The organism is Micromonospora cremea (assembly GCF_900143515.1).
In the GTDB taxonomy this organism is placed as follows: Bacteria; Actinomycetota; Actinomycetes; order Mycobacteriales; family Micromonosporaceae; genus Micromonospora; species Micromonospora cremea.
In genome coordinates this window covers 1406086-1429574 of the sequence record NZ_FSQT01000001.1, presented here as the reverse complement: position 1 = coordinate 1429574, position 23489 = coordinate 1406086, and the positions used below count along the sequence as shown (strand labels likewise).

Sequence of the window (23489 nt, the reverse complement as noted above, 5' to 3'; positions counted from 1 at the left end):
GGCAGGAACACCGACAGGGCGGATGTTCTCCGGCGGTCGCCGATAGGCTCTAATAAAGACCTCCCCGCCCCCAGGAGGTTCCGCCGTGGCGAGCGTCGCCGAGCTGAAGGCTGCCATCGATGTCGCCCTCCAACAGATCGGGGACGGGCAGACAGCCGTGCAGGCGGCCGGCGAGACGCTGGCCGAGGCGCAGCAGACCCTGGCCGGCGCGCTGGAGGGCAGCGGTCACGAGACGGTGGAGGCGGCCCAGGCGTCGCTGACACAGGCCAGCCAGGAGCTGGAGGAGTGTCTCGCCGCGACACTGGTCGCGGTGGAGCAGGCGCAGCTCTACGTCGCCACGCTGTAGGCCACCATGTCCATCATCGAGGACGTCGGTGGGCAGGTCCGTGCCGCCAGCGAGGAGTTCCCGGTGGCCCTGCTGGGGCAGGCGTTGGAGAAGTTCGGCCTGGCCGCGGAGCGGCTGCGCTGGGTACGGCAGGAGTCTGCCAACCCGATGGGGGTGCCCGAACTGTCCGCCGCCACCGAGCATGCCGAGACCGCCGGTTACGCGCTGCGGGTGGCGCAGGAGCAGTTGTCGGCGTACCTGGCCGCGATCGGGTTGACCGCGGACGGCGCGCCGCCGCCCCGCCCACAGCAGCGCGAGCCCGGGCACGACACGCCGCCCGCGGCCGGGCCCGCCGCCGTGGCGCCGGAGTCGGCCGAGCAGGTCCGGCTGCGCCGCTGGTGGTCGGTGCGGGTGGCGGAGCTGACCGGCGGACGCGAGGGCGGCGCCGACGAGCCCGACGAGCGGCTGGACGACTCCCAGGAACTGCTGCGCCGGGTGGTACGCGGGGTGCGCGCCGGCGACCGGGACCGGCTGCGTGCCGAGCTGCGCCGCGCCCCGGCCGACGCCGGCCTGCAGATGGCGGCGCTGGCCCCGCCGCTGCTGCGCGAGCTGGCCGGCGAGCTGCTGGGCCACCCGCCCCGCGCCGCGGACCTCGGCCGGCTGCGCGGGGAGCTGGACGGGCGGGTCCGCGACCTGCTGCCCGGGCTGCCGCCGCCGGTGCTGGAGGCGCTGCTGACCCGGGTGTGCCGCATGCCGCCGCCGCGTGGTGCCGGCGAGCCGCCGCACGCCGCGGACTCCGCGGTGACGGCCGGCGTGGCGACCGGGCTGCTGCTCGCCCGGCTGGGACGGGACCTGCCCACCGCCGCCGGTCCGCAGGCCGCGACCGCCGGGCAGCCGGTCAGCGCGGGACAACGTCCCGGCGGTGCGGGCCCACAGCTTCGCGATGGCGGCCGGCAGCACGCCGCTGGGCTGCCGCCGCGGGCTGGCGGCCCGTGGCGGGACGCGCCGGCACCGCAGCGACGCCGGAGCTCAGATGGCTGACCGGCGCGGACAGCTGGCCGCCCGGGTCCGGGACACTCTCGCCGACGCGCTGGGCGCCACCCGTACCCGGCTGTCCGCGGCACAGGCCGAGCTGACCGCCGCGCGGGAGCGGCTGAACCGGGTGCGCCGGGCGGCCGCCGCAGTACCGGATCGGGTGGGCGACCAGCGGGACCGCCGGCTGGCCGAGATCGACGCCCGGCACGCCGCCCGAATCGCCGAGCTGGCCCGCCACGCCGCCGACGCCGCCCGCCGGGAGGCGCCCGGCTGCGCCGGCGCCGACTGGCCGGGATGGACGCCCACGCCCACGCGCCGGGCCGAGCCGCCCGGCGCGCTACGGGTCGGCACGGTCCGGATCGACGACGTCGACCCGGTGCCCGCGCTGGTGCCGCTTCTCGACGCCGGTCACGTGCACCTCTCCGGGGACGACCGCGCCGGCCGCGACGCGGTGGTGGGCGCGCTGCTGCTGCGGGCCGTCGGCCGCGCCGACCCGGGCGCGGTACGGCTGATCGGGTACGACCCGGAGCACCTCGGTGGCGGCCTGGCCGGGTTCGCACCGCTGGGCACGGCGGGGCTGCTCACCTTCGTCGGCCCCGGCGGGCTGGGCCCGCTGCTGGACGACCTCGTCGAGCAGATCCGCCGGATCAACGAGACCGTGCTGGCCGGCGAGTACGGCTCGCTGCGGGAGCTGGCGGCGGCGACCGGCCGCCGCCCCGAACCGTGGCGGGTGGCGGTGCTGCTCGGCGGCGACGAGCTGAACCGGCACGAGCGCGGGCAGCTCGACCGGGTGGTGCGTGCCGGTGCGGCCTGCGGGGTGCATCTGGTGGTCCGTGGCGTGCCGCTGCCGGAGGACCTGACGGTGACCCGGGTGGTCGCCGAGGCGTCCGGCGCCCGGATCGGCGGTCCGTCCGGCCTGCCGGTCCGGCTGGACCCGCCACCACCGGCGTCGCTGGTCACCGAGACCTGCCGGGAGACCGCGGCCCGGGTGAACGCCGGCCCGCCGCCGGCCCCGTTCGCCGACCTGCTGCCGCCGCCGGAGCTGATGTGGCGGGAGGACTCGGCCGCCGGGCTGACCGCCCCGATCGGCGAGGGGCGGCAGGGCCGGCCGGTGCGGTTGACGCTGGGCGACTATCCGCCGCATGCGCTGATCGGGGGGCCGTCCGGCACCGGCAAGACCAACCTGATCTTCGCCTGGATCGGCGCGCTGGCGGCCCGCTACTCCCCCGCGGAGCTGGAGTTCTACCTGCTGGACTTCAAGGAGGGGGTGTCCTTCGCACGGCTCGCGAAGGGCCGTCGCGACCCGAGCTGGCTACCGCACATGCGGTTGGTCGGGATCAACGTGAACACCGACCGGGAGTTCGGGCTGGCGCTGCTGCGGTTCCTCGCCGAGGAGCTGCGCCGGCGGGCCGACGCGGCCAAGAAGCACGAGGTGACCAAGCTGGCCGAGCTGCGCGCGGTCGACCCGGCGGGGCACTGGCCGCGGATCGTCGCGGTGGTCGACGAGTTCCAGATGCTGCTGGCCGGCCGGGACGCGGTCGCCCGGGAGGCGGCGGACCTGCTGGAGGACCTGGCCCGGAGGGGCCGGTCGCAGGGCATCCACCTGGTGCTCGCCTCGCAGGACGTACGCGGCATTGAGGCGTTGTGGGGTCGCCCTGCGCTGGTCGCCCAGTTCGCCCTGCGCATCGCGCTGCCCAAGGCGTTGCGGATCCTGGCCGAGCGCAACGACGCCGCGCAGTCGCTGCCCCGCTGGCACGCGGTGGTCAACGCCGAGTCGGGCATGGTGGAGGGCAACGAGATCGCCCGGATCCCGTCGGCCAGCGACTGGGAGACGTGGAGCGGCCTGCAGAACCGGCTGTGGCGGATGCGCCCGCCCGACGCGGCGCCGGCCCGGCTCTTCGACGGCGACGCGATCCCCCGGCTGGCGGACGCCCCGAATTTCCGGGCGCTCGTCGCGCCGGCGGACGGGACCTCGCCGCGCAGCCCGGTGGCCCTGCTCGGCGAGATCATCGACGTGCAGGCCCGCTCCGCGGCGCTGCGGCTGCCGCGTGCCCCCGGGCGCAACCTCGCGGTGCTGGGCACCCGGGTGGACGAGGCGTGCGCGGTGCTGGACGCGGCCGCCCGGTCGCTGGCCCGCCAGCACCCGCCGGGCACGGCCCGGTTCTCCATCGCCTGCCTGGACCCCGACGCCGACCCGATGGCCCGCGCGCTCTATGACGACCTGGCCGACGACGCCGCCTGGTACGACGAGGAGACCGTCGGCGAGCTGATGGCCGAGACCGCCGACGGGCTGACCGGACCGGGCAGCCCGCACTACCTGCTGCTGTTCGCGGTGGACGCGGCCGCCGGGGCGTTGGCCGCGCGGGCGGGTCACCGGACCGGCCTGGAGCACCTGCGCCGGGTCCTGCACGACGGGCCGGAACGGCGGACCCACGTGCTGGCCTGGTGGCGGGGGGTGGCCCGGCTGCGCGCCGACCTGGGCGGGCCGGCCGCCCGCACCGACCAGATCGGCGCCTGGGTGGCGCTAGACGCGCACGGCGGCGAGCTGGGCGCCTCGCTCTACCCGGGCACCGGCGGCCCGGACTGGTATCCCCGCCCGTGGCGGGGGCTCTTCTTCGACCGGGCGGTGCACCGCACCGGGCAAGTGATCATCCCTTATGGACCGTCGCGATGAGTCAACCGGTGGCCAGTGAGACGTACGCGGCTCAGCTGCGGCGGCTGGCGGAGCTGACCGCGCGGGTGCGCGAGCAGCGCGCCGAGGCGCACACCTGGTACGACCGGCAGTGCGCGGCGGCCGACCGGGCCGTCGCCGACGCCGCCGGGCAGGTGCAGCGCGCCGAGGAGGAGCTGGTCGCGGCGCGGGAGCAGCAGGAGCGGGTGGACGCCGAGGTGGCGCACCTGTGGCAGCAGCTGCGGGAGCGGCTGGGCGCCGGCGCCCGCCGCCTCGGTGGCCCGCCCGCCCCGGCCAACGGTGGTGCGACGGACCCGGTGCTGCTGCTCAGCCGCGCCCGCGACCTGCTCGATCGCGCCGGGCAGCCGGGTGAGCTGCCGGGCTCGGTCAACCCGCTGCTGGCGCTCTCTGGGGTGGCCGGCGCGTTGCTGGCGTACGCGCTTGGCGCCGGCGCACGTGCGCTCGGCGTCGGGTACGGCGGCGATCTCGCTGTGGGGATGCCGGTGCTGGCGCTGGTGGTGACCCTGCTCGGGCCGCTGGTCGGCCTGGTGCCGGCGCGGATGGTGGCGGACCGCCGGCACGCGGTGCTCGGGCCCCGGCCGATCACCGTGGTGCTCGGCGCCGGCCTGGTCACCACCGCGCTGCTGCTGGTGCTCGGCCGCTGACCCCGGTCGCCGCGCTGCCCGGGACCGTCGCATAGCCGACCTACGGTGCGGTGAATCCGGGCCCGAACTCCGATACGGTACGCGAAATGGTGAGCTTCTTCCTCAGCTACCGCCTCGACGACGAGAGCGTCGCGGCACGCCTGATCGACGACGCGCTGAGCGCCCGGTTCGGCAGCGACAACGTCTTCCGCGACACCCGCTCTCTTCCGGCTGGCGCCGACCTCGCCGCCGAACTGTCACGCCGCCTGGCCGACTCGACAGCGCTGATAGTCGTGATCGGACGTCGCTGGCGCGGGGACGCGGTCTGTGGCCTGGGGAATCCGCCGCACCACATCCAGCGCGAGATCGAGTTCGCCTTCGACCTGAACATCCCGGTCATCCCGGTGCTGGTGGGCGGCGCGGAACCGCCCCGCGAAACAGATCTGCCCGCCGCTCTCCGGCCGCTCGCCCGCCGGCAGTTTTGGCAGATCCACCAGCGCACCGCCGACGCGGACATTCGCGACCTGATCGACGACCTTGCCACGAGATTCGGCGCAGACGTTGGTGCCGGGCCGGTGGTCCCGCTGATCCTCAGCGAGAAGCCAGTGCCGAGGCTCACGTCACCCTTCGCACACCGAGCGGCGGTGGCGGTCGTCTACTCGAGCCACGAGGGTGACCTGGAGGTCGCCGATCCTCGCCGCCCGATGCGGTGGACCGAACTGCTCATCCGCAGCCATCAGACCCGCTACGAGGTGGACATCAGCGACCACCACCTCGTCCTCGACGTCACGCTTCCCGCCAAGGACGACCTGCACCACTTCACCGCCACGCTCGCGGTCGACTTCCGGGTGACCGACCCGGCGGAGGTCGTCCGCCTCGCGATCACAAACGCCGTGACCCCGGTCCGCGACTTCCTGGTGCACACCCTCCGGCCGATCAGTCGGGAGTTCACCGTCGACGAGGCGGTGCAGGCCGAGATGGCCATCGAGCGGCGGCTCGGCAGCGACAATCTCGTCCCCGGCGGCATCACTCTCCGCTCCGTACGCACCCGGCTGGGCGTGGACGACCAGGCCTCCCGGTATCTGCGGGAAGGGGAGCAGGCGAGAGGCCGCCTGCTCGATCTGGCCGCCGAACACCGGCTACAGCTTCGCGAACTGCTCGAGGCTGACGATTGGCGAGGCGTGGAGCCCGGGCCGCTGGCAAGATCCACTCCGGGCACCGGCTGGCATCCGAAGCCGCTGCCGCTGCCGGTCGCCGCCGGGCAGCCGGAGCGGTTGCTGGTGGCGCGCGCGCCCACCCAGGTCCCGGCGGGCCAGGACCTGAGCGTTGACGTCCGGATCGTCACCGAAGGACGACCGTTCCACCCGGACGCCGTGACGTCGCCGCTGGCCAACCTCCTCGTCGCCGACGACGGCACACCGGTCACCGTGACCGTCCACGCACCCGCCGGCCTGCACAACGAGGGGCCGCTCCAGCAGACCGTGCTGGTCACGCCGACCGGGGATCCGCCGCCGATCCGGTTTGGTTTTGGAGCGCGTACTGCGGGGCTGTACCGCATCGACGTGACGGCCTGGGCCGGCGGCACGTTCCTCACCGAGGTGTCCGTCGAGGTCTCCGTCGCGGCCGGTGGCCCGTTCCGGGACGGGCAGCCGAAGACGGCGCCACTGGGCGCCCCGCAGGCACGGCCGGGCGAGGTCACCATGGAGGTGCGGTTCGACGGCAGCCGGTACACCTTCCAGCTGCGGTCCGACGCGGGAGAGCTGTTCGCCCCGGTCGTCGAGTCGGTCACGAACACGCCGAACGCCGCGGTGGAGAACGCCATCCGGGAGCTGCAGCAGTTGGCCGGAGGCGGCTCCCGTTACAGCGCGAGGATGACGCGCGAGGTGATCCGGTCGGCGGGGATCCAACTGTGGTCGGAGATGGTGCCCGCCGACGTCCAGGACCAGTTCTGGCAGGTCGGCTCAGGCATGAGCGCCCTCACGATCGCCACCGACTACGACGTGGTGCCCTGGGAACTGCTCTATCCGCTCAGCGCCCGGCAGGACTCCGGCTTCCTCGTCGAGCAGGTCCCCGTGGTGCGCCGCACCTACGGCCAGCAACTGACCCGGAAGGTCGGCCTGCGCGATCCGCGCTTCGTCGTACCGAGGCAGGCTCCCAGCGGGGCGCACGAGGAGATCGCCGCCATCCGCGCGATCCTCGGCGCGGCCGACGGTGAACCGATCAGCAGGGCGGACGACCTGCTCGCCCTGATCAACTCCGGGAGGCTGGGCGCGACGCACTTCGCCTGCCACAACACGTTCTCCGCGGACGGCTCGTTCATCGACATGGACGGCGGCCGATTCAAGCCCGCCCTGCTCGCCGAGGCCAGCATCCGGAGACTGCTCAAGGAGACCGGTCCTCTGGTCTTCATCAACGCCTGCCGGAGCGCGGGCGCGGCACCGACGTACACGAAGATGCTCGGTTGGGCGCAGCAGTTCATGTCGTCCGGCGCGGGCGCGTTCGTCGGCACGCTCTGGGCGGTGCGATCGGAGAGTTCGGCCCGCTTCGCGACCGCGTTCTACCGGTCCTTCGCCGAGGGCGCCACGTTGGGCGCGGCGGCCCTCGCCGCCCGCAGGGAGCAACAGGACGATCCGCTCGACCCGACGTGGCTGGCCTACACCGTCTACGGCGACCCATACGCCACGGCCGCCTGAACCGGCGGCAGCTCAACTCGCAGAAGGGCAATTGCGGCATGGACGTGATCGACTACAGCGTGCCCGTCGAGGAACTCGTGTCGGCGGTCAAGAAGGCGGTGAGGAAGGCCCGCATCTCGACGGCCGACGCGGGGCGTGATCTGCGGGTCGGGTCGGTGCAGCTGATCCTCAGCGCGGTCGTCACCACGAAGCTGGGCGGTGGCCTGGACTTCCGGGTCCCGGTGATCGGCTGGAAGGTGAAGGTGGGCGGCAGCCACTCCCGGCAGAAGACCCACACGATCGACGTCACCCTCGTCGCCGAGGACCTTCAGGACCGGTACGAGCTGCGCGACAGCGCCGTCGAGGAGACCCTCGTCGAGGCGATCACCACGATCCGCGCGGCGGTCGCCGCCGGCACCGACGGTGACGACCCGTTGGTGCTTGAGACCGCAACGGTGGAACTCGTGTTCGGCGTCACCGACGAGGGCACGATCTCCGTCGGCGTGGAGGGTGAGCTGACCGACGAGATCACGAACACCCTCCGGATCGAGCTGGTCAGGGCCGGCTAGGCACGACGGCTTCGGTCGCAGTCGCGCCCACCTCCGGGGCCCGGTGTGCTCACTGCGGGACCAGGACCGCCTCGCGGAGCAGCCGGCGGGCCAGGGTGATCCGGTCGGCGTCGTCGGGCAGCCCGGGCAGGTCACCCACCCGGGTGACCGCGCCGGTGAGCAGGGCGCGGACGGCCGGCTCACACTCGGCGGGCAGGGTGATGGTGCGGTCGAACAGCCGCAGCGCCACCGTGTCCGGCCCGTGCGGCACGAGCTGCCAGCGCAGGCCCGGGCGCAGGGTGAGCAGGGAGTCGGCGTCCAGTGCGGCCAGCGCGCCGGCCTGGGCGAGCGGCCGGATCGGCGCCGGGCGGGCGGCGGGCCAGGCCCGCTGCCGCAGTCGCGCCGCGACGGCCTCCGGGTCGGCGCCCAGCAGCCAGTCCCGCAGCGCCTCCACCGTCTCGGTCAGCTCCGGCTCGATGGCGTCCGGGTCGGCGACGTCGGTGCCGAACGGCAGGCTCGCCCGCAGCCGCTGGTCCTCGGCGGCGAGGGCGAGCAGCTCCTCGACCAGGGCGTAACGGGTCAGCGCGCGGATTCCCACGGTCAGGTGCAGCGAGCTGGCCTCCTGCGCCTGCGCGCTGTGCAGCCAGCCGCGCGGCAGGTACAGCGCGTCGCCGGGGGCGAGCACCACGTCCAGCGCGGCGGGGCCCTGAGCGGTGGCGCTGATCTCGTCGGCGCGGCCGCCCCAGGGCTGCTTCTCCAGCGGATCGGGCAGCACCGGCGGGTGGATCCGCCAGTGCTTGCGACCGTCGACCTGGAGCACGAAGACGTCGTGGGTGTCGTAGTGGGTGGCGAAGCCCTGGCTGCCCGCGGGGGTGAGGTAGGCGTTGATCTGCAGCGGCTGGCTCAGCGCGAGGCCCAGGTCACGGACGAAGTCGATCAGCGGTGGCCAGATCCGGTGCAGGCCCTGCAGCACCAGCGTGGCACCGGCTGCGTACTGCTCCAGGACCCGCTCGTCGAGCACCTGGTCGGCGATCTCCGCGCCGGCCCCGCCGCCGCCGGTCCAGCGGGCCGCCGGGACGAGCTGCCCGTCGCTGGCGACGCGCAGGAACGGGGTACGCAGTCCGCGACGACTGAGCAGCTCGTCGGCGTCGGCGGGGCTGAACAGGTCGGTGAAGCCCGACGGGTCGGGCAGTTCGGCGGCGCGGGACAGCAGCGGGGTGTGTCCCCAGTGCGCGGCGGCGAACTTCGCCGGTTCGACCGAGACGCAGCGGGCCAGCGCAGCGGAGGCGCGTACGGACGGAACCGCCGGGCGACCGTGGCCGCCCGGCGGGTCGAGATGCGTCATGGCGCTGCCGTCACCGGGCGCTGCCGTCGGCGCCACCGTCCTGCTGGCCCGGGGTCGCACCGCCGTCGGCGGGGCCCTCCGCGCCACCGTCGGCGCCACCGTCCTGCTGGCCGGGCGTCGCACCGCCGTCGGCCGGGCCCTCGGCGCCCCGGTCGGCGCCACGGTCGGCGCCCCGCTCGGCACCGCGGTCGGCACCACCGTCGGCGCCGCCGTCCTGCTGGCCGGGGGTCGCGCCACCGTCGGCCGGGCCCTCGGCACCGCCGCCGCCGGTGGTCTGCATGTCGTCATCGTTGAGTGCCATCGGTGCTCCCTCGGGTGTGCCGCCCCGCCGTACGCCGGGGTCCGTCGTGCTGCGGGTGGTACCCCACGCGCGATCTTCTCTAACCGTAGACGCCGAACCGGGGCGACACGGGCGGTTCACCGGGGCGCAGGTCGGTGCCAGGATGGACGGGTGATCCTGGTGGGCACGTCCGGCTGGCAGTACCGGGACTGGCGCGGCCGCTTCTATCCCGAGCGGCTGCCGCAGCGGCTCTGGCTGGAGCACTTCGCGGCCGGGTTCGCAACCGTCGAGGTCAACAATGCCTTCTACCGGCTGCCCGAGCGGGACACCTTCGCTGCCTGGCGGGCGCGAACCCCGGCGGATTTCTGCGTGGCGGTCAAGATGAGCCGCTACCTGACCCACATCAAGCGACTGCGTGACCCGGCGGAGCCGGTGGCCCGGTTCCTCGGCCGGGCGACCGCGCTCGGTGACCGGCTCGGCCCGGTGCTGCTTCAACTGCCACCGAACCTGCCCGCGAACGTCGACGCGCTCGACGCGACGCTGCGGTTGTTTCCGGCCGAGGTGCGGGTGGCGGTGGAGCCGCGGCACCCCTCGTGGTGGACCGACGCCACCCGCCTGGTGCTGGAACGCCGGCGGGCGGCGCTGGTCTGGGCGGATCGGCTGGGTCGCCCGGTCGCCCCGCGCTGGCGCACCACCGACTTCGGCTACCTGCGGCTGCACGAGGGGCGGGCACGGCCCTGGCCCCGGTACGGTCGCACCGCGCTCGCCTCATGGGTGCGCCGGCTGGCCGACGCCTTCGGCGCCGACGAGCCGGCGTACGTCTACTTCAACAACGACCCTGGCGGCGCCGCCATCGTGGACGCCGTCGCGTTCGCCGCGCTGGCCCGGCGGGCCGGTCACCCGGTGTCCCGGGTGCCGTCCGCACCGCCAGCGGAGGCGGTGGCCGCCCCCGACGGCTGAGCCCGTCCGACGACCGTCGGACGGGCTCACAGCGTCAGGGCAGCATCCGGGCCAGGTCCTTGGGCATGGTGTCCTTGACGTCCTGCCACTCGCCCTGGGTGACGTGTCGGCGCAGAGTGTCGAGCACCACCTGCGTCACCCGCTCGGCACCGCCCTCCACATCGTACGGGAAACCCTGGCGCACCTCGTAGAGGAAGTCGTCCCGGTTGAGCCTGATCGGGACGTCCGAGGGGTTCCAGCCGTCGAAGTAGATCCCCCGGACCAGGATCGGCAGCTGCTGGGCAAACTCCACGCTCTCATTCACCGGCAGCCGGTCCCGCAGCAGGTGCAGCACCGTACGCAACGCCGCGTACGACTGGTTGCGTCTGTCCTTCGGCCAGCCGTAGGCGTCCTCGATGTCCTTGAGGATGAGGTTCGTTTTGTCCAGCGAGGACTCGAACGCCGAAATCATCGTGTCAGCCATCGGTCGACCCCCGTTCCGCGGTGTCCCACCGTTGGTAGTCGTTGCGCCGCGGCGGCCCCGCCGGGCCGCGTCGGGCCCGTATCGGGCTGCCCTGCGGCGCGCGCCGGGCGTTGTCGGCCGTACCGACCACGTGCAGGACGGCGCCACGCCGTCTATCCGCCACCAGTCGAACCGTCATTCCCGTCACCTCCGTGTCGTCTCCGGCGCCGGTCGCCGTCACGACCGCACGCACCTGCCAGCCTGCCCGTCCGGTGGGTGACCCGGCCCCACCCGGAAAGGGTGAGCCGGCCGACGCCGGTCAGGCCGTGCCGAGCAGCCCGGCCAGGGTCTTCGCGTTCGTCTGCGCGTAGTCGCGGTAGCAGTTGTTCATGAGCACGTGCGTCTGCCCGGCCTCGTCGGCCAGCTCGCGCAGCTTCGGCGCCCAGTCGGCCAGCTCCCGCTTGGAGTAGTGGTAGCCGAACTTCTCGTGGATGTCCTTGCTGGTCCACTTGTCGCTGTGGCCGTGGAAGCGCACCACGGCGAGGTCCGCGGTCGCGGCCAGCACCGGGGGCAACGACGAGCGATGCCCCTGCGGCATGTCCACGCAGACGTACGGCAGCCGGTGCTCCCGCAGGAAGGCGAGCGTCTCGTCGGCGTTGGCGCCGTCGAACCAGGAGGCGTGTCGGAACTCGTAGACCGGCCGCAGCGGCGCGCAGCGCTTCGCCACCTCCAGCAGGTACTGCTTGTTGTCCCGCTTGATGGTGAACCAGGGCGGGAACTGGAACAGCAGCGCTCCCAACTTGCCCGCCTCGATCAGCGGATCCAGCGCGGACAGGAAGCGCGTCCACACCTCCTCGTACGCCTGCGCGGGCAGGTCGTCGGGGTAGACGTTCTTCTTGTCGGTCTCCGGGCGCAGGTCCTTGTAGAGCGCGCTGACCCGGGTCGGATGGCCGGTCAGCAGGCTGAACGCCTTGATGTTGAAGGTGAAGCCGGCCGGGGTGCGCTCGGCCCAGAGCCGTGCGGTCGCCTCGGCGGGCGGCGAGTAGTAGGTGGCGTCCACCTCGACCAGCGGAAACTGCCGGGCGTAGTACGCCAGCCGCTTCTCCGGCGTGTCCGCGGTCTGCGGATACCAGCCCGAGTCCAGCAGCGTGCGGTCGGTCCAGGACGCGGTGCCCACGAGAATGTCACCCATGGGTGGAGTCCATCGTGTCGTGGACCGACCGGCAACCGCTGACAGCTCTCAGGCCGCTCGCCGCTCGCGGGTCTGCTTGCAGGTCACGCAGGTGGTGGCGGACGGGAAGATCTCCAGCCGTTCCACCGGGATCGCCGCCGAGCAGCCTTCACACCAGCCGTAGGTGCCCTCCGCGAGCCGGGCGAGGGCGTGCTCGTACTGGGTGCGGCGGTCGAGGATGGTGCGCAACAGGGACTGCGCGGTGTCACGCTCGGCCGTCTTGGTGCCGCTGTCGGCCTGGTCGTCACCTGCGGTGTCACCGACCTCCACCAGCCGCAGCACCTGGCTCTGCAGCACGGCCTGCTCATACTCCGCGGACAGCTCGTCGTAGCGCGCCTGGAGGGAGCGCCGGATCTCATCGGTCTCCGCCTGGGAACGGCCCGTACCGACCGTGTCGTGGACGAGCATCGCTGCCTGCCTTTCCTGGGCCTGGTCAAGGTGAACCGGGAAGCCGGCGGCACCTGGCCCCGGTCACGGTCGCATCTGTTGCGCGGGCGGTCACCCGCGCTCTGTGAGCCGGGCGAGTACCCGCCGGGGCAGTCGATCAAACCGGCGAATTTTCGGCGGTTGTCAGGCGTCGGAGTCGGGCTCCACGAGCGCCGGGTGGCGGGGGTCGTCGGCCCGCACCACCACGTCGGCGAAGCTGGCCGGGACGACCTCCTCGGCGTACCTGTCGAAGGCCGGCAGGGTCCAGTCCAGGGCCGGTTCGGTACGCCGGCGCAGCGCCGCCGCGGACAGCTCCAGGTGGACGGTGACGTCGAAGGGAAGGCCGCCGCCGAGCAGCAGCGCGCCGCTGACCAGGACCACACCGCCCGGTGGCAGGTCGACGTAGCGGGCGCGGCTGGCCCGGTCGGCGGTGGCGTCCCAGAGCGAGGGGAGCAGCCGTCCGGTGCCGCCGGGGCCGGCCGGGTCGAGCACCTCCCGACGCAACCCGGCCTCGTCCACCCAGCCCTCGTAGTAGGCGTCCGGGTTGGTCCGGCCGAGCTCGAAGCGCAGCGACGCGGGGCGGAGGAAGTCGGTGGCGCGTACGTGCAGCACCGGGCGGCCCCGGGCGCGCAACGGTTCGACCAGCGCGGCAGCCAGCTCGTCCGGGCCGCCAGCGGGGGCGCCGTCCACCGCCACGCGCAGGCGCGCGGGCCCGGCGGCGGCGTTCGCGGCGCGGGCCGCGGCGTCGGCCAGCCGGCCGGTCAGCTCGGTGACGAGCAGGTCGGGCGAGATGGGGCGGATGCGCACCGGACCATCCTGCCCCGGGCCGCGCGGGGCGGTGGCGCCGGTCAGCCGGTGCGGTCGATGGTGACCCGGGCGTCGTCGGCCAGCCGGTAGCCCACGCCGTAGACGGTGGTGACCAGCGGAACGTCGACGCCGACCTTGCCGCGCAGCCGGCGAACGTGCACGTCGACGGTGCGGACGCCGGCGTGCTCGTAGCCCCAGACGGCGTTGAGCAGTTGCAGCCGGGTGAAGACCCGGCGGGGATGCGCGACCAGGTGCAGCAGCAGATCGAACTCCAGCCGGGTCAGCGGCAGCGGCTCATCGTCGCGCAGCACCGACCGGGACGAGGCGAGGATGTGCAGAGCGGGGATGGTCGGGCTCAGTGGTCGGGCCGGCGACCGGTTGGCCGGTACCGGGTCGGCACGGCGTTCGGCCGGGACGGAGCTGGTGATCACGGCCTCGCCGCGTTCCAGCAGCTCGCGGGCCGCCTCGAGCAGCCGGCGCGCGGGCGGTGTCAGCGACTCCTCGCAGGCCAGCGGGATGGACAGCGTCACGGTGAGCACCGGCGCGGCGGTGTTCGCCGGGCGGCGCTGGCCGCCCGGTGGTCGACCGGGCACCGCGGGTTGGGACGTATGCCATCCGGCGCGCGACGAGGCGGGGCTGACCGACATGGTCCTCCTTGGCTGGTCCGGGTATCTCCCCCACGGCCCGGGACGCCGCTTCATCGATGCTTCCCGGCGCCCGGGCGAGGGTCAAGAGGCGGCTGCGTTGCATGAATGTGACAATTGACGAACACATCGGAGCCGCGTGCTCGCTCTGCGTACGAGGCCAGATGATTACAGCAGAGCCGTCCGGATAACCCGATACGGGGGGTCCCCGCCCGGTTCACGGCGGCCCGTTCCGCCGCCTGTGGACCTGAAAGTCGAGGGATTTTCAGCGGCGGTGGTCCACGTTGATCCGGCCGCTCGGCCAGGAACAGCAGCAGCTCGTACTCGATGCGGGTCAGCGGGACGACCTGGTCGCCCCGGCGGACCATCCGGGAGCCGGCCAGGATGCACACCTGGTCCGCGCCGGTGGCGGGCTCCGCGCTGTCGGTGGGAGCCGGTCGCGGCGAAACGTCGTCGACTGTGCGCAGTCGGGCTCTCCCCCGCCTCGGCCAACTCGCCGAGCAGCTGCACCAGCCGGGTCAGCGTCGGCTGCCAGCCGGGCGTACCAGCGCTCGTGGGGGTCGAAGCGCAGCGCCACTCGGCCAGTCGGACGGGTCGGCCCAGCGGGCGGCGAATGCGAGCAGGTCGGGCTCCGGGCGGCGGTGGGTCATGACGGTCCTCGCGGGTCGTTCGGCGGGTGCCCCGTACTCTAGCCGGTAAATCCTATAGGTGCAGTAGACAATTCCACCTATCGGGACGCCGGGAGTGGGCATGACCGACTCAGCGCAGGACCGGCGGGTCCACCCGGTAGCCGGGAACCGACGGCCACCGCACGGTCAGCACCACCGAGGCGCACTCTGCGTACCAGGAGTGGTCCACCCCCCGGGCCCACACCACGTAGTCGCCCGGCGCGGCCAATCGCACCGTCCGATCCGGAAGCTCCACTCGGAACCGTCCCTCGATCAGCACGAGCAACGTGGTCCGCCGTTCCCCGGTCGCCCACCGCGAGCGGGTCTCCCCGGGCGGGTGCACACCCCACTTCACCTCGACGTCGGTGCTGTGCCGGATCTCCCCCCGCGGTGCGAAGTGACCGAGCAGCCAGCCCGCGTTGCCGGCGCCATCGACACCGGCGTTGCCCACGTACACCGTCTCACCCATCGGACCCTCCCCCAGCGCGCCGGCCGAGCAACCTATCAGGGCCCACGCCCCTATCCTGGACCGGTGACCGAGGACCTCGACGCCGAGACGCTGGCGTTCGCGCACCGGATGTTCGACCTGGCCCGTGCGGGCTCCACCGAGGAGCTGGCCGCGCAGGTCGACGCCGGCCTGCCGGTGAACCTGACCAACGACAAGGGCGACACGCTGCTGATCCTGGCCGCGTACCACGCCCACCCGGACACGGCCGCCGCCCTGCTGGCCCGCGGCGCGGACCACTCCAGGATCAACGACCGGGGCCAGACGGCGCTGGCCGCCGCGGTCTTCCGCAGCAGCACCGAGGCGGTCCGCGCGCTGCTCGCCGCCGGCGCCGACCCTGCGCACGGTAACCCGTCCGCGGCGGAGACCGCGCAGTTCTTCGACCTGCCGCAGATGACGGAGCTGCTGCGGGCCGGCTGACATCGGCCCCGCCGGGCCGGTATACAGGGTCGGTGGAAGATCCCCTGCCCGAGCAGATGCGCGCCGCCGGCACCGCGCTGCTGGCCGCGCTCGACCCGGCGGCCCGCGACCGGGCCGTGCACCCGTTCGACGACGAGGCGGCCCGGCGCTGGCTGGAGTACCGGCCCCGGCCCCGCCCCGGCGCCTGCCTCGCAGAGCTGGACATCGCCGGGCGCAAGGCCGCGCACCGGCTGTTGGCCACCGCGCTCAGCCCCTCGGCGTACGCGCAGGCGATGGCGATCATCGCGCTGGAGGAGGTGCTGGACCGGGCCGAGGGCTGGCAGCGGGGGCGGCACAGCGGCGACTACTGGGTCGCGGTGTTCGGCGATCCGGTGCGCGACGACCGCTGGGCGTGGCGGCTGGAGGGCCACCACCTGTCGGTGAGCATGACGGTGGTGGACGACCAGGTCTCTCCCGCCCCGATCTTCTTCGGCGCCAACCCGGCGGCGGTCCGGTACGCCGGCCGGCCGGTCTCCCGGCCGCTCGGCCCCGAGGAGGACCTGGCCCACGCGCTGCTCGACGCGCTCGGCCCGGCAGAGCGGGCCGCCGCGATCATCGCCGATGAGGCCCCGGCGGACATCATCAGCGCCACCCGCGGGCGGGTCGACGGACAGTTGGAGCCGCTCGGCGTGCCGGCGAACCGACTGGGGCCCACCGGCCGGGCGCTGCTCGACCAGGTGGTCGCGCTGTACCTGGACCGGCTGTCACCGGAGCTGGCGATCCGGGAGGCACGCCGGCTCGGCGGCGGTCAGCTGCACTTCGCCTGGGCCGGTCCGACCCACCCCGGGCAGCGGCACTACTACCGCGTACAGGGCGACGACCTGCTGATCGAGTACGACAACACCACCGAGGACGGCAACCACGCGCACACCGTGCTCCGCCGACCGGCAAGCGACTTCGGCGCCGACGTCCTGGCCGCCCACCACCAAACTCACCCCCACCCGTACTGACGCGGTGATCATGAGGTTGACGGGCGGCCGAGCGCCGGATCGACCCGGCAACCTCCTGATCGACGAAGCTGGTCGGGTGGGGCCGGGGCGGGTGGGTCAGGGGCGGGTGGCTTCGATGAGGAAGCGGTGGGCGTGGGCCAGGAAGGGGCCCTCGGTGGTGATGCGGTGGTGCAGGGCGAGCAGCTGCGGGCGGTAGCGGTCGACAGTGAAGCCGGGCACCGTCCAGATCACCTTGCGCAGGAACCAGACCACCGCGCCGATGTCGTGGAACACCGCCCGCTGCGTGGCCCGACGCAGGTCGACGACGTTCAGCCCGGCGGCCCGGGCGGCGGCCACCGCCTGCGCGGGGTGCCGCTGGGCAGGCGGCGGCAGCGGGCCGAGCATCGCCTCGCTCAGCTCCCGCATGGTGCCCGCTCCGATCTGCTGGGACAGGAACGTCCCGCCGGGACGCAGCACCCGGGCGGTCTCCGCCCAGTCGGTGTCGACCGGGTGCCGGCTGACCACCAGGTCGAAGGCGGCGTCGCGGAACGGCAGCGGCGCGGCCTGGGTGACCGCCACGACCGTCGCGCCGACCCGGCGCAGGGTACGCCGGGCGACCTCGACGTTGGGCGGCCACGCCTCGGTGGCCGTGAGCAGCCGTGGTGGCCGGGGCACCTCGGCGTGCACCTCGCCGCCGCCGGTGTCCACGTCCAGCGCCGCGTCGGCGTGCGCCATCCGGTCGGCGACCAACCCGGCGTATCCCCAGGGTGGGCGTTCCTCGGTGGCCCGGCCGGCCAGCCAGTCGAAGCCCCAGCCGTCGACCGGCGCGGCGGCCGCCTCCGCGATCAGATCCTCGACGTCGCGCTCAGTGTCCACGCCGGCCAGCCTCGCCGGCCGCCCACACCGCTGGCAACGCATTTGCCGCCGACCGTCCGCTCGTCGCCCGGTCTCCGGCCGGCCCGTTGCACGGTGATCCACTCCGTATCGCCGACATCGGGGCCCAAGGGGCCGGGACACCGCGACATCGCCGACACCGAGTTGATCACCCCCACCGAGGCGGTCTTGTGTCATTGGCGAGGGCGGACGACCTCGACGGTGGAGCCGGCCACGCCACCGAGCGCGTCGAACGTGCCCGCCTCGGTGCGACGGCGCCCGTCGAACTGGCGCATCAACCGGGCGCCCAGCCGCACGCCGACACCGCCGACGGCCAACGCGACCAGCTCGGTGACGAGTATCGCGGCCGACGCGCCGCGCTGCGGGGCTTGCGCGCGGATCAGGCAGGTGAGCAGGAACATGCCGGCCATCGCCGCGTTCACCAGGTTGAAGGCGATCGCGGTCCGGCGGGTCCGGTCACCGGGCACGTCCCACAGGTCGACCATGCCGGCGATCGCGGTCAGCGCGGCGGCGGCGAGGGCGGCGACGCCGGTCCAGTAGCCGACCTCGCCGAGGAAGGCCGGACCGCCGGCGACGTCGGTGAGGTCGAAGATGGTCGCGCTGGCGAAGAGCCCGAGCGGGAACGTCACGAGCATCGGTTGGATGGGATGCCCCTGCACCCGCAGCCGGCTCTGCATCGGTCCTCCCCCGGTCGGCGCAGCTCACCAGTACCAGAGTGCTACCCGAGGCCGCTCGCGGCGAAACGACGCGGCCCGACTCGCCGCCGGTCGGGAGAACGGGCACCCCGATCGCGCCGTCGATGCCCGGCGGCCCGAGTGCGGCGTGGTCGACCCGGGTTCCAGGAAACCGGGGCATCACCGTGACCCGGACCTCCCGACATCACCGAAACCGCGGGGATCACCGGCAACACGGCAAGTCTGAGGGGCGCGCGAAGCCGGCCGGGTCAGGTGTCGCGTTGCCGGGAGACCGTCCGGACCAGGCGCTCAGCCACCTCGCGCAGCGGGATGTCCAACGAGGACGCGGCGCTACGCAGCACCTCCAGCGCCTCGGCCGGCGGGCACCCGCGCTGCGTCATGATCACGCCGACGGCCTGCCCCACCACCCCGTCGTGCAGCAGCGAGGCGTCCCGCTCACCGGCGAGCGCTAGCTGGCGGCCCCGGTCCCGGACAGCGGCCAGCAGCAGGCCGGCGTGCTCGGCGAGCAGCATCGCGGTCAACTGGTGCTGCGGGGTGAGCAGATCCGGCGCCGCGGCGTACAGGTTGATCGCCCCGATCACCTGGTCGTCGATGTCCACCGGCGCGGAGATGACGCCACGGACCCCGAGGTCGCGGGCGCGCGCCGTCCAGGCCGGCCAGCGTGGCTCCCCGGCCAGGTCCACGGCGAGGACCATTTCCCGGCGTCGGATCGCGCTCATCGCCGGCGAGTCGGGCCCGTGCCGCAGGTCGTCCAGGCCGGCCAGCCGCTCGTCGGAGGCGGCCACCCCGGCCGGCTCGCCGGCGCGCAGGGCGGTGAACCCGCACCAGCGCACGCCGGCCACCGCGTCCCGGGTGACCCGCACCAGCGCCAGCAGCGCCTCATCGAAATCGGTCAGCGTGATCAGGCCGGCGGTCAGCTCGCGCAGCAGCGCGGCAGTCTCCAGTACGCCGAGGCTCTGCAGCACCGGCTCTCGCGTGTCCAGGTTCACCGGCCCACAGCCCCCGTACGCCCCCGCGCATACCCAGCGAGCATCGTCACCTGTGTCATCGTCTGCTCTCTCCCGGACTGGACCGACCAGCCCTACTACCCTCGCAAACCGGGGTCGAAACGGCGAAGTCGGGGCCCCTGCGGCGCGTGGACGCGCGACAGGGGACCCCAGAAGCCGCTGAGCCGACGCGTCAGCGCGCGCCGCTGAGCCGACGCCCGATCGACGCGATCAGCCGGTCGAGCTCGGAGCCGAACGGGTTGTCGTGCACCAGGTAGGTCCACGTCGCGGTCGGGCGGACCAGGGTGCCGTCCTCGGCCTCCCAGTCGTCGTCGAATTCGGTCTCGGCGAAGGTGGCGAGGGTGCGGGCCTCGATCTCCGGGACCAGGTTGTTGAACGCCGGCACGGCGGCCCGGTGGAACTCGTCCAGTGGGTCGAGCCGGCCCAGCGCGCGCAGGTGCACGCCCTCGCGGACCTCCGACAGCTCGGCCAGGTGCTCGGCCCAGAGCCGGTCCAGGTGGTAGAGCGCGATCGACCGGCCCGCCCGGGCGAGCAGGTCCTCGTCCATCTCGCCGGCCTTCTCGGGCATCTTGTCGAGCAGCATCAGCGCGGCCACGTCGCTGGTCAGCAGCCGCTCCCGGCGCTGGGCGAGGGCCTTGCGCTGCTGCTCGATCACCACGCTGTAGCGCCACGTGTTGCGGTGGATCTCGTGGTTGACGCCCTCGGCGACCCGCTGGGCGTGCTCCACCGCGTAGTCCACCTGGTCGTCGGTGACCAGGCCGTCCGCGTTCATCCGCGGCGATGCCGGCACCGCGTCGGCGGCGTGCCGGACGACCAGGTCGTCCTCCAGGCTGACGAAGAAGACCGACCCACCCGGGTCACCCTGCCGGCCGGCCCGGCCGCGCAGCTGGTCGTCCACCCGGCGGCTGTCGTGCCGGCCGCTGCCGATCACGTAGAGACCGCCCAGCTCGGCCACCCGCTCCTGGTCGGACTGGTCGCTGCCGCCAAGGCGGATGTCCACGCCCCGGCCGGCCATCTGGGTGGAGACCGTCACCGCGCCGTACGCGCCGGCCTCGGCGATGATCGCCGCTTCCTCGTCGTCGTTCTTGGCGTTCAGCACCACGCAGGGCACCCCGGCCGCGTTCAGCCCGGCGGCCAGCCCCTCGGACTCCTTGACGTCCAGCGTGCCGACCAGCACCGGCCGCCCCGCCTCGTGGCAGCGGCGGATCTCGTCGATCAGCGCCTCGTCCTTCTCCGCGCGGGTGGCGTAGATCCGGTCCGGCTCGTCCTCACGGACGCACGGGGTGTTCGGCGGGATCAGCGCCACCTCGAGGTCGAAGAACTCCCGCAGCTGGTCGCCGACCAGCACCGCGGTGGCGGTCATCCCGCAGACCTTCGGGTAGAGCCCGATGAACGCCTGCACCGCGATGGTGCCGAGCACCTCACCCTCGGCGGTGGCGTCCAGGCCCTCCTTGGCCTCGACCGCCGCCTGGAGCCCGTCCGGCCAGCGGCGGCGCTGGGCCACCCGGCCGCGCATCTCGTCGATCAGCTCGACCGAGCCCTCCCGGACGATGTAGTCGACGTCACGGTGCAGCAGGGCCTGCGCGTGCAGCGCCACGTTGACCGCGGAGAGCTGCGCGACGTGCTCCTCGTCGTACAGGTCGATGCCGAGCTTGGCCTCGACGGCGGCCAGGCCGGCGGCGGTGAACGCCACGCTGCGCCCGTCCTCGGCGACCGTGTAGTGCCGGCCCTTGCGCAGCCCGCGCACCAGCGCGGCGGCGGCGTGCACCGGGTCCTGCTCGCCCGGCACCGAGCCGGCGAGGACCATCGGCACCCGGGCCTCGTCGATCATGATCGAGTCGGCCTCGTCCACGATCGCGGTGGCCAGCGGCGGCTGCACCCGGTCGGCCACGTCGGTGACGAGTTGGTCGCGCAGGTAGTCGAAGCCCGCCTCGCTGACCGAGACGTACGTGACGTCACACGCGTACGCGTCGCGCCGCTCCTGCGGGGTGGAGGCCTCGTTGACCCAGCCCACGGTCAGGCCGAGCAGGGTGTAGACCGGCTCCATCCACTGGGCGTCGCGGCGGGCCAGGTAGTCGTTGACGGTGAGCACGTGCACCGGCCCGTTTCCGAGCCGGACGTGCCCGTACGCGGCGATCGTGGCGGTCAGGGTCTTGCCCTCACCGGTGGCCATCTCGGCGACCTTGCCCGACAGCAGCGCCATCGCGCCGAGCAGCTGCACGTCGTACGGCCGCTGGTCGAGGCCGCGGCGGGCGGCCTCCCGGCCGACCGCGCAGATTTCCTCGTAGCCGGTTGCCGCGGCGGCGGCCTCGGTCAACCCGGCGTCGTCCAGCGCGGCGAGGTCATCTTCGCGCGCCTCGATCGCCGGCAGCAGCTTCTCCAGCGGAGCAAGATCCACCGTCGAGCCCGGGCGCTGGAGGAACCGCCGGAACTTGCTCTTGAACCGTTGCGACACACCCATGAGCGGCAACGGTACGCGATTCGAGCCGGCCTGCGCGGCCCGGCACTCGCCGGCATGTCGACGGGGATGTCGGCGGTCAGCCGACCAGCAGCTGATGGGTGGCCAGCTCCCGGTAGAGCGGGTCGGTTGCGGTCAGCTCGGCGTGGGTGCCCACGGCCACCACCCGACCGCCGTCGAGGACGACGATCTGGTCGGCGTCGACCACGGTGGCGAGCCGGTGCGCCACGATCAACAGTGTCCGGCGGACGGCCACGGCGTCGATGGCTCGGCGCAGCGCCATCTCGTTGCGCGCGTCGAGGTTGCTGGTCGGCTCGTCGAGCAGCAGTACCGGTGGGCCGGCCAGCAGCGCCCGGGCGATGGCCAGCCGCTGCCGCTCACCCCCGGAGAGCAGCACGCCGCCCTCCCCCACCTGGACGTCGAGGCCCTGCGGGGAGCGGTGCGCCAGATGAGCGAGGTTGACCTTGTCGAGGACTTCGTGCAGTCGGTCGTCGGTGGCGTCCGGAGTGGTGATCAAGAGATTCTCCCGCAGCGTGCCGGCCAGCACCGGGGCCTCCTGCTCGACGTAGCCGAGCTGGGCCCGCAGCACGTCGCGGGGCAGCTCCCGCACGTCCCTGCCGTCCAGCCGGACGGCGCCGGCGCTCACCTCGTAGAAGCGCTCGACCAGGGCCAGCAGAGTCGACTTTCCGGCGCCGGAGGGGCCCACCAGGGCGGTGCGGGTGCCGGCCGGCACCGCGAAGCTCACCTCGTGCAGCACCGGTTCGCCGCCCGGGTAGCCGAAACCCACCCGGTCGAACTCGATCATCGGGGCGGGGCGGCGCGGCGTCGCCGTCGTGCCGGTCTCCACCGGCCGGTCCGCCGCGCCCTCCCCCGGCACCGCCAGGATCTCCTCGATCCGTTGCAGCGCGCCCAGGCCAGTCTGCAACTGGGTGTACGCGCGCAACACCTGAGCCAGTGGCAGGGCCAGAAGGAACAGGTACATGACGAAGGCGACGAGGTCGCCGACGGTGATCGCGCCGGCGGCCACCCGGGCCCCGCCGATGCCGAGCACCAGCAGGAAGGCGCCCTGCACGGTGACCGAGCCGATCGGGCCGACCACCGCCTGGACCCGGGCCACCCGCAGCCCCGCCGCGTACGCCTCCCGGGCGCTGCCGGTGACGATCTCCGCCTCCCGGGTCTCGGCCCGGCTGGCCCGGATGGTCCGGGCAGCGGAGATGGCCCGCTCCACCGCCGCGGTCATCTCGCCGATCCGCTCCTGGGCGGCACGGGCCAGCGCCCGGACCCGCCGGGCGAAGGTGGCCGCGAAGCCCAGCCCCAGCCCCACCCCGAGCAGGGTGACGCCGAACAGCAGCGGGTCGAGCAGCACCATCGCCGTGCCCGCGCCGAGCACCACCACCGCCCCGGTGACCGTCTCGAAGAGCCCGGAGGTGACCACCGCGCGCAGCAGGGTGGTGTCCGAGCCAACCCGGGAGAGCAGGTCGCCGGTGCGCCGGCGGTCGTACTCGGCGATGGGCAGCCGCAACAGGTGCCCGGCCAGCCGCCGCCGGGTGCCCAGCACCAGCCCCTCGGCGGTGCGCTGCAGGAGATAGTCGCGCAGCCCGCCGATCGCGGCGCCGAGCACCACCAGCACCACCAGCACCGCCACCAGCCCGGTCACCGCGTGGCCGGCGCTCACCCGGTCGAGCGCCGACCGGGTGAGCAGCGGCTGGGCGAGCGACGCCGCCGCGCCGGCCAGCGACAGGACGCCCACCACGGCGAGGGTGCCGCGGTGCTCACGCAGGTACGGCAGCAGCGCGGCCAGGCCCACCGGCCGGGCGTCAGGGGTGCTCATGGCGGGAACGGTA

General features: G+C 73.8%; 22 protein-coding genes. 9 read left to right on the top strand and 13 right to left on the bottom strand.

The genetic code is table 11. The features are described 5' to 3' along the window. The first annotated feature begins 85 nt into the window (after positions 1 to 85). From BUS84_RS06420 to BUS84_RS06395, 6 genes are all read left to right on the top strand, one after another. Complete coding sequence (locus BUS84_RS06420) at positions 86 to 346, top strand: hypothetical protein (protein ID WP_074309598.1); 261 nt, start codon at positions 86 to 88, stop codon at positions 344 to 346. Between the two features lie 6 nt (positions 347 to 352). Further along, entirely contained in the window at positions 353 to 1366 is a 1014-nt protein-coding gene (locus BUS84_RS06415) for a hypothetical protein (protein ID WP_074309596.1), read from the top strand. Next, positions 1359 to 4034: an FtsK/SpoIIIE domain-containing protein gene (locus BUS84_RS06410; protein WP_074312206.1), complete on the top strand. Its 2676-nt coding sequence runs from the start codon at positions 1359 to 1361 to the stop codon at positions 4032 to 4034. The genes BUS84_RS06415 and BUS84_RS06410 overlap by 8 nt, the downstream gene beginning before the upstream one ends. After that, positions 4031 to 4696, top strand: coding sequence for a hypothetical protein (locus tag BUS84_RS06405; RefSeq protein WP_074309594.1), 666 nt, complete (start codon positions 4031 to 4033; stop codon positions 4694 to 4696). Before BUS84_RS06410 ends, BUS84_RS06405 begins: the two co-directional genes overlap by 4 nt. A gap of 86 nt (positions 4697 to 4782) precedes the next feature. Next, complete coding sequence (locus tag BUS84_RS06400; RefSeq protein WP_074309592.1) at positions 4783 to 7368, top strand: CHAT domain-containing protein; 2586 nt, start codon at positions 4783 to 4785, stop codon at positions 7366 to 7368. Between the two features lie 38 nt (positions 7369 to 7406). Continuing rightward, positions 7407 to 7916 carry a trypco2 family protein gene (locus BUS84_RS06395; RefSeq protein ID WP_074309590.1) on the top strand — a complete coding sequence of 170 codons (510 nt, stop codon included), beginning with the start codon at positions 7407 to 7409 and terminating at the stop codon, positions 7914 to 7916. A gap of 49 nt (positions 7917 to 7965) precedes the next feature. On the opposite strand, the gene BUS84_RS06390 is transcribed toward BUS84_RS06395, so the two are convergent. Both BUS84_RS06390 and BUS84_RS06385 read right to left on the bottom strand, forming a co-directional pair. Beyond that, positions 7966 to 9240 (bottom strand): cupin domain-containing protein, encoded by a 1275-nt coding sequence (locus tag BUS84_RS06390; RefSeq protein ID WP_074312204.1) that lies wholly within the window; start codon positions 9238 to 9240, stop codon positions 7966 to 7968. 10 nt (positions 9241 to 9250) lie between these two features. Next, entirely contained in the window at positions 9251 to 9541 is a 291-nt protein-coding gene (locus BUS84_RS06385) for a hypothetical protein (RefSeq protein ID WP_074309588.1), read from the bottom strand. 150 nt (positions 9542 to 9691) lie between these two features. On the opposite strand from BUS84_RS06385, the gene BUS84_RS06380 reads away from it, so the two are divergent. Next, positions 9692 to 10480 carry a DUF72 domain-containing protein gene (locus tag BUS84_RS06380; RefSeq protein WP_074309586.1) on the top strand — a complete coding sequence of 263 codons (789 nt, stop codon included), beginning with the start codon at positions 9692 to 9694 and terminating at the stop codon, positions 10478 to 10480. Positions 10481 to 10514: 34 nt separating this feature from the next. Here BUS84_RS06380 and BUS84_RS06375 read toward each other — a convergent pair whose 3' ends face one another. The 6 genes from BUS84_RS06375 to BUS84_RS06345 form a co-directional block, all read right to left on the bottom strand. Further along, complete coding sequence (locus BUS84_RS06375) at positions 10515 to 10943, bottom strand: DUF2267 domain-containing protein (protein WP_074309585.1); 429 nt, start codon at positions 10941 to 10943, stop codon at positions 10515 to 10517. A gap of 298 nt (positions 10944 to 11241) precedes the next feature. Further along, positions 11242 to 12114 (bottom strand): DUF72 domain-containing protein, encoded by an 873-nt coding sequence (locus BUS84_RS06365; RefSeq protein ID WP_074309583.1) that lies wholly within the window; start codon positions 12112 to 12114, stop codon positions 11242 to 11244. 48 nt (positions 12115 to 12162) lie between these two features. Continuing rightward, positions 12163 to 12561 carry a TraR/DksA family transcriptional regulator gene (locus BUS84_RS06360; RefSeq protein ID WP_074309581.1) on the bottom strand — a complete coding sequence of 133 codons (399 nt, stop codon included), beginning with the start codon at positions 12559 to 12561 and terminating at the stop codon, positions 12163 to 12165. A 162-nt stretch (positions 12562 to 12723) separates the two neighbouring features. Continuing rightward, on the bottom strand, positions 12724 to 13386 hold the full coding sequence (locus BUS84_RS06355) for a nucleoside/nucleotide kinase family protein (protein WP_074309579.1): 663 nt from the start codon (positions 13384 to 13386) through the stop codon (positions 12724 to 12726). 41 nt (positions 13387 to 13427) lie between these two features. Continuing rightward, positions 13428 to 14033 carry a winged helix-turn-helix domain-containing protein gene (locus BUS84_RS06350; RefSeq protein ID WP_074309577.1) on the bottom strand — a complete coding sequence of 202 codons (606 nt, stop codon included), beginning with the start codon at positions 14031 to 14033 and terminating at the stop codon, positions 13428 to 13430. 756 nt (positions 14034 to 14789) lie between these two features. Then, positions 14790 to 15167, bottom strand: coding sequence for a cupin domain-containing protein (locus BUS84_RS06345; protein WP_074309575.1), 378 nt, complete (start codon positions 15165 to 15167; stop codon positions 14790 to 14792). 108 nt (positions 15168 to 15275) lie between these two features. On the opposite strand from BUS84_RS06345, the gene BUS84_RS06340 reads away from it, so the two are divergent. Both BUS84_RS06340 and BUS84_RS06335 read left to right on the top strand, forming a co-directional pair. Further along, complete coding sequence (locus BUS84_RS06340) at positions 15276 to 15623, top strand: ankyrin repeat domain-containing protein (RefSeq protein ID WP_425293439.1); 348 nt, start codon at positions 15276 to 15278, stop codon at positions 15621 to 15623. A 32-nt stretch (positions 15624 to 15655) separates the two neighbouring features. Next, a complete protein-coding gene (locus BUS84_RS06335; protein ID WP_074309572.1) occupies positions 15656 to 16612 on the top strand; it encodes a DUF3500 domain-containing protein in 957 nt (318 codons plus the stop codon). A gap of 96 nt (positions 16613 to 16708) precedes the next feature. Here BUS84_RS06335 and BUS84_RS06330 read toward each other — a convergent pair whose 3' ends face one another. The 5 genes from BUS84_RS06330 to BUS84_RS06310 all read right to left on the bottom strand — a co-directional run bounded on the left by BUS84_RS06330 (position 16709) and on the right by BUS84_RS06310 (position 23476). Continuing rightward, positions 16709 to 17467 carry a class I SAM-dependent methyltransferase gene (locus BUS84_RS06330; RefSeq protein WP_074309570.1) on the bottom strand — a complete coding sequence of 253 codons (759 nt, stop codon included), beginning with the start codon at positions 17465 to 17467 and terminating at the stop codon, positions 16709 to 16711. A gap of 191 nt (positions 17468 to 17658) precedes the next feature. After that, positions 17659 to 18162 carry a DUF2231 domain-containing protein gene (locus BUS84_RS06325; protein ID WP_074309568.1) on the bottom strand — a complete coding sequence of 168 codons (504 nt, stop codon included), beginning with the start codon at positions 18160 to 18162 and terminating at the stop codon, positions 17659 to 17661. A 266-nt stretch (positions 18163 to 18428) separates the two neighbouring features. After that, a complete protein-coding gene (locus BUS84_RS06320; protein ID WP_074309565.1) occupies positions 18429 to 19169 on the bottom strand; it encodes a GAF and ANTAR domain-containing protein in 741 nt (246 codons plus the stop codon). Positions 19170 to 19359: 190 nt separating this feature from the next. Continuing rightward, on the bottom strand, positions 19360 to 21648 hold the full coding sequence (gene secA2, locus BUS84_RS06315; RefSeq protein ID WP_074309563.1) for an accessory Sec system translocase SecA2: 2289 nt from the start codon (positions 21646 to 21648) through the stop codon (positions 19360 to 19362). Positions 21649 to 21724: 76 nt separating this feature from the next. Further along, on the bottom strand, positions 21725 to 23476 hold the full coding sequence (locus BUS84_RS06310; protein ID WP_074309561.1) for an ABC transporter ATP-binding protein: 1752 nt from the start codon (positions 23474 to 23476) through the stop codon (positions 21725 to 21727). Positions 23477 to 23489 lie beyond the last annotated feature (13 nt).

Bases quoted from the DNA above. Each gene is read 5' to 3' on its own strand.
- BUS84_RS06365 (WP_074309583.1), bottom strand. From the start codon at position 12,114: ATGGGTGACATTCTCGTGGGCACCGCGTCCTGGACCGACCGCACGCTG.
- BUS84_RS06400 (WP_074309592.1), top strand. From the start codon at position 4,783: ATGGTGAGCTTCTTCCTCAGCTACCGCCTCGACGACGAGAGCGTCGCG.
- BUS84_RS06415 (WP_074309596.1), top strand. From the start codon at position 353: ATGTCCATCATCGAGGACGTCGGTGGGCAGGTCCGTGCCGCCAGCGAG.
- BUS84_RS06360 (WP_074309581.1), bottom strand. From the start codon at position 12,561: ATGCTCGTCCACGACACGGTCGGTACGGGCCGTTCCCAGGCGGAGACC.
- BUS84_RS06325 (WP_074309568.1), bottom strand. From the start codon at position 18,162: ATGCAGAGCCGGCTGCGGGTGCAGGGGCATCCCATCCAACCGATGCTC.
- BUS84_RS06390 (WP_074312204.1), bottom strand. From the start codon at position 9,240: ATGACGCATCTCGACCCGCCGGGCGGCCACGGTCGCCCGGCGGTTCCG.
- BUS84_RS06385 (WP_074309588.1), bottom strand. From the start codon at position 9,541: ATGGCACTCAACGATGACGACATGCAGACCACCGGCGGCGGCGGTGCC.
- secA2 (WP_074309563.1), bottom strand. From the start codon at position 21,648: ATGGGTGTGTCGCAACGGTTCAAGAGCAAGTTCCGGCGGTTCCTCCAG.
- BUS84_RS06340 (WP_425293439.1), top strand. From the start codon at position 15,276: ATGTTCGACCTGGCCCGTGCGGGCTCCACCGAGGAGCTGGCCGCGCAG.
- BUS84_RS06310 (WP_074309561.1), bottom strand. From the start codon at position 23,476: ATGAGCACCCCTGACGCCCGGCCGGTGGGCCTGGCCGCGCTGCTGCCG.
- BUS84_RS06345 (WP_074309575.1), bottom strand. From the start codon at position 15,167: ATGGGTGAGACGGTGTACGTGGGCAACGCCGGTGTCGATGGCGCCGGC.
- BUS84_RS06350 (WP_074309577.1), bottom strand. From the start codon at position 14,033: ATGTCGGTCAGCCCCGCCTCGTCGCGCGCCGGATGGCATACGTCCCAA.
- BUS84_RS06410 (WP_074312206.1), top strand. From the start codon at position 1,359: ATGGCTGACCGGCGCGGACAGCTGGCCGCCCGGGTCCGGGACACTCTC.
- BUS84_RS06395 (WP_074309590.1), top strand. From the start codon at position 7,407: ATGGACGTGATCGACTACAGCGTGCCCGTCGAGGAACTCGTGTCGGCG.
- BUS84_RS06375 (WP_074309585.1), bottom strand. From the start codon at position 10,943: ATGGCTGACACGATGATTTCGGCGTTCGAGTCCTCGCTGGACAAAACG.
- BUS84_RS06405 (WP_074309594.1), top strand. From the start codon at position 4,031: ATGAGTCAACCGGTGGCCAGTGAGACGTACGCGGCTCAGCTGCGGCGG.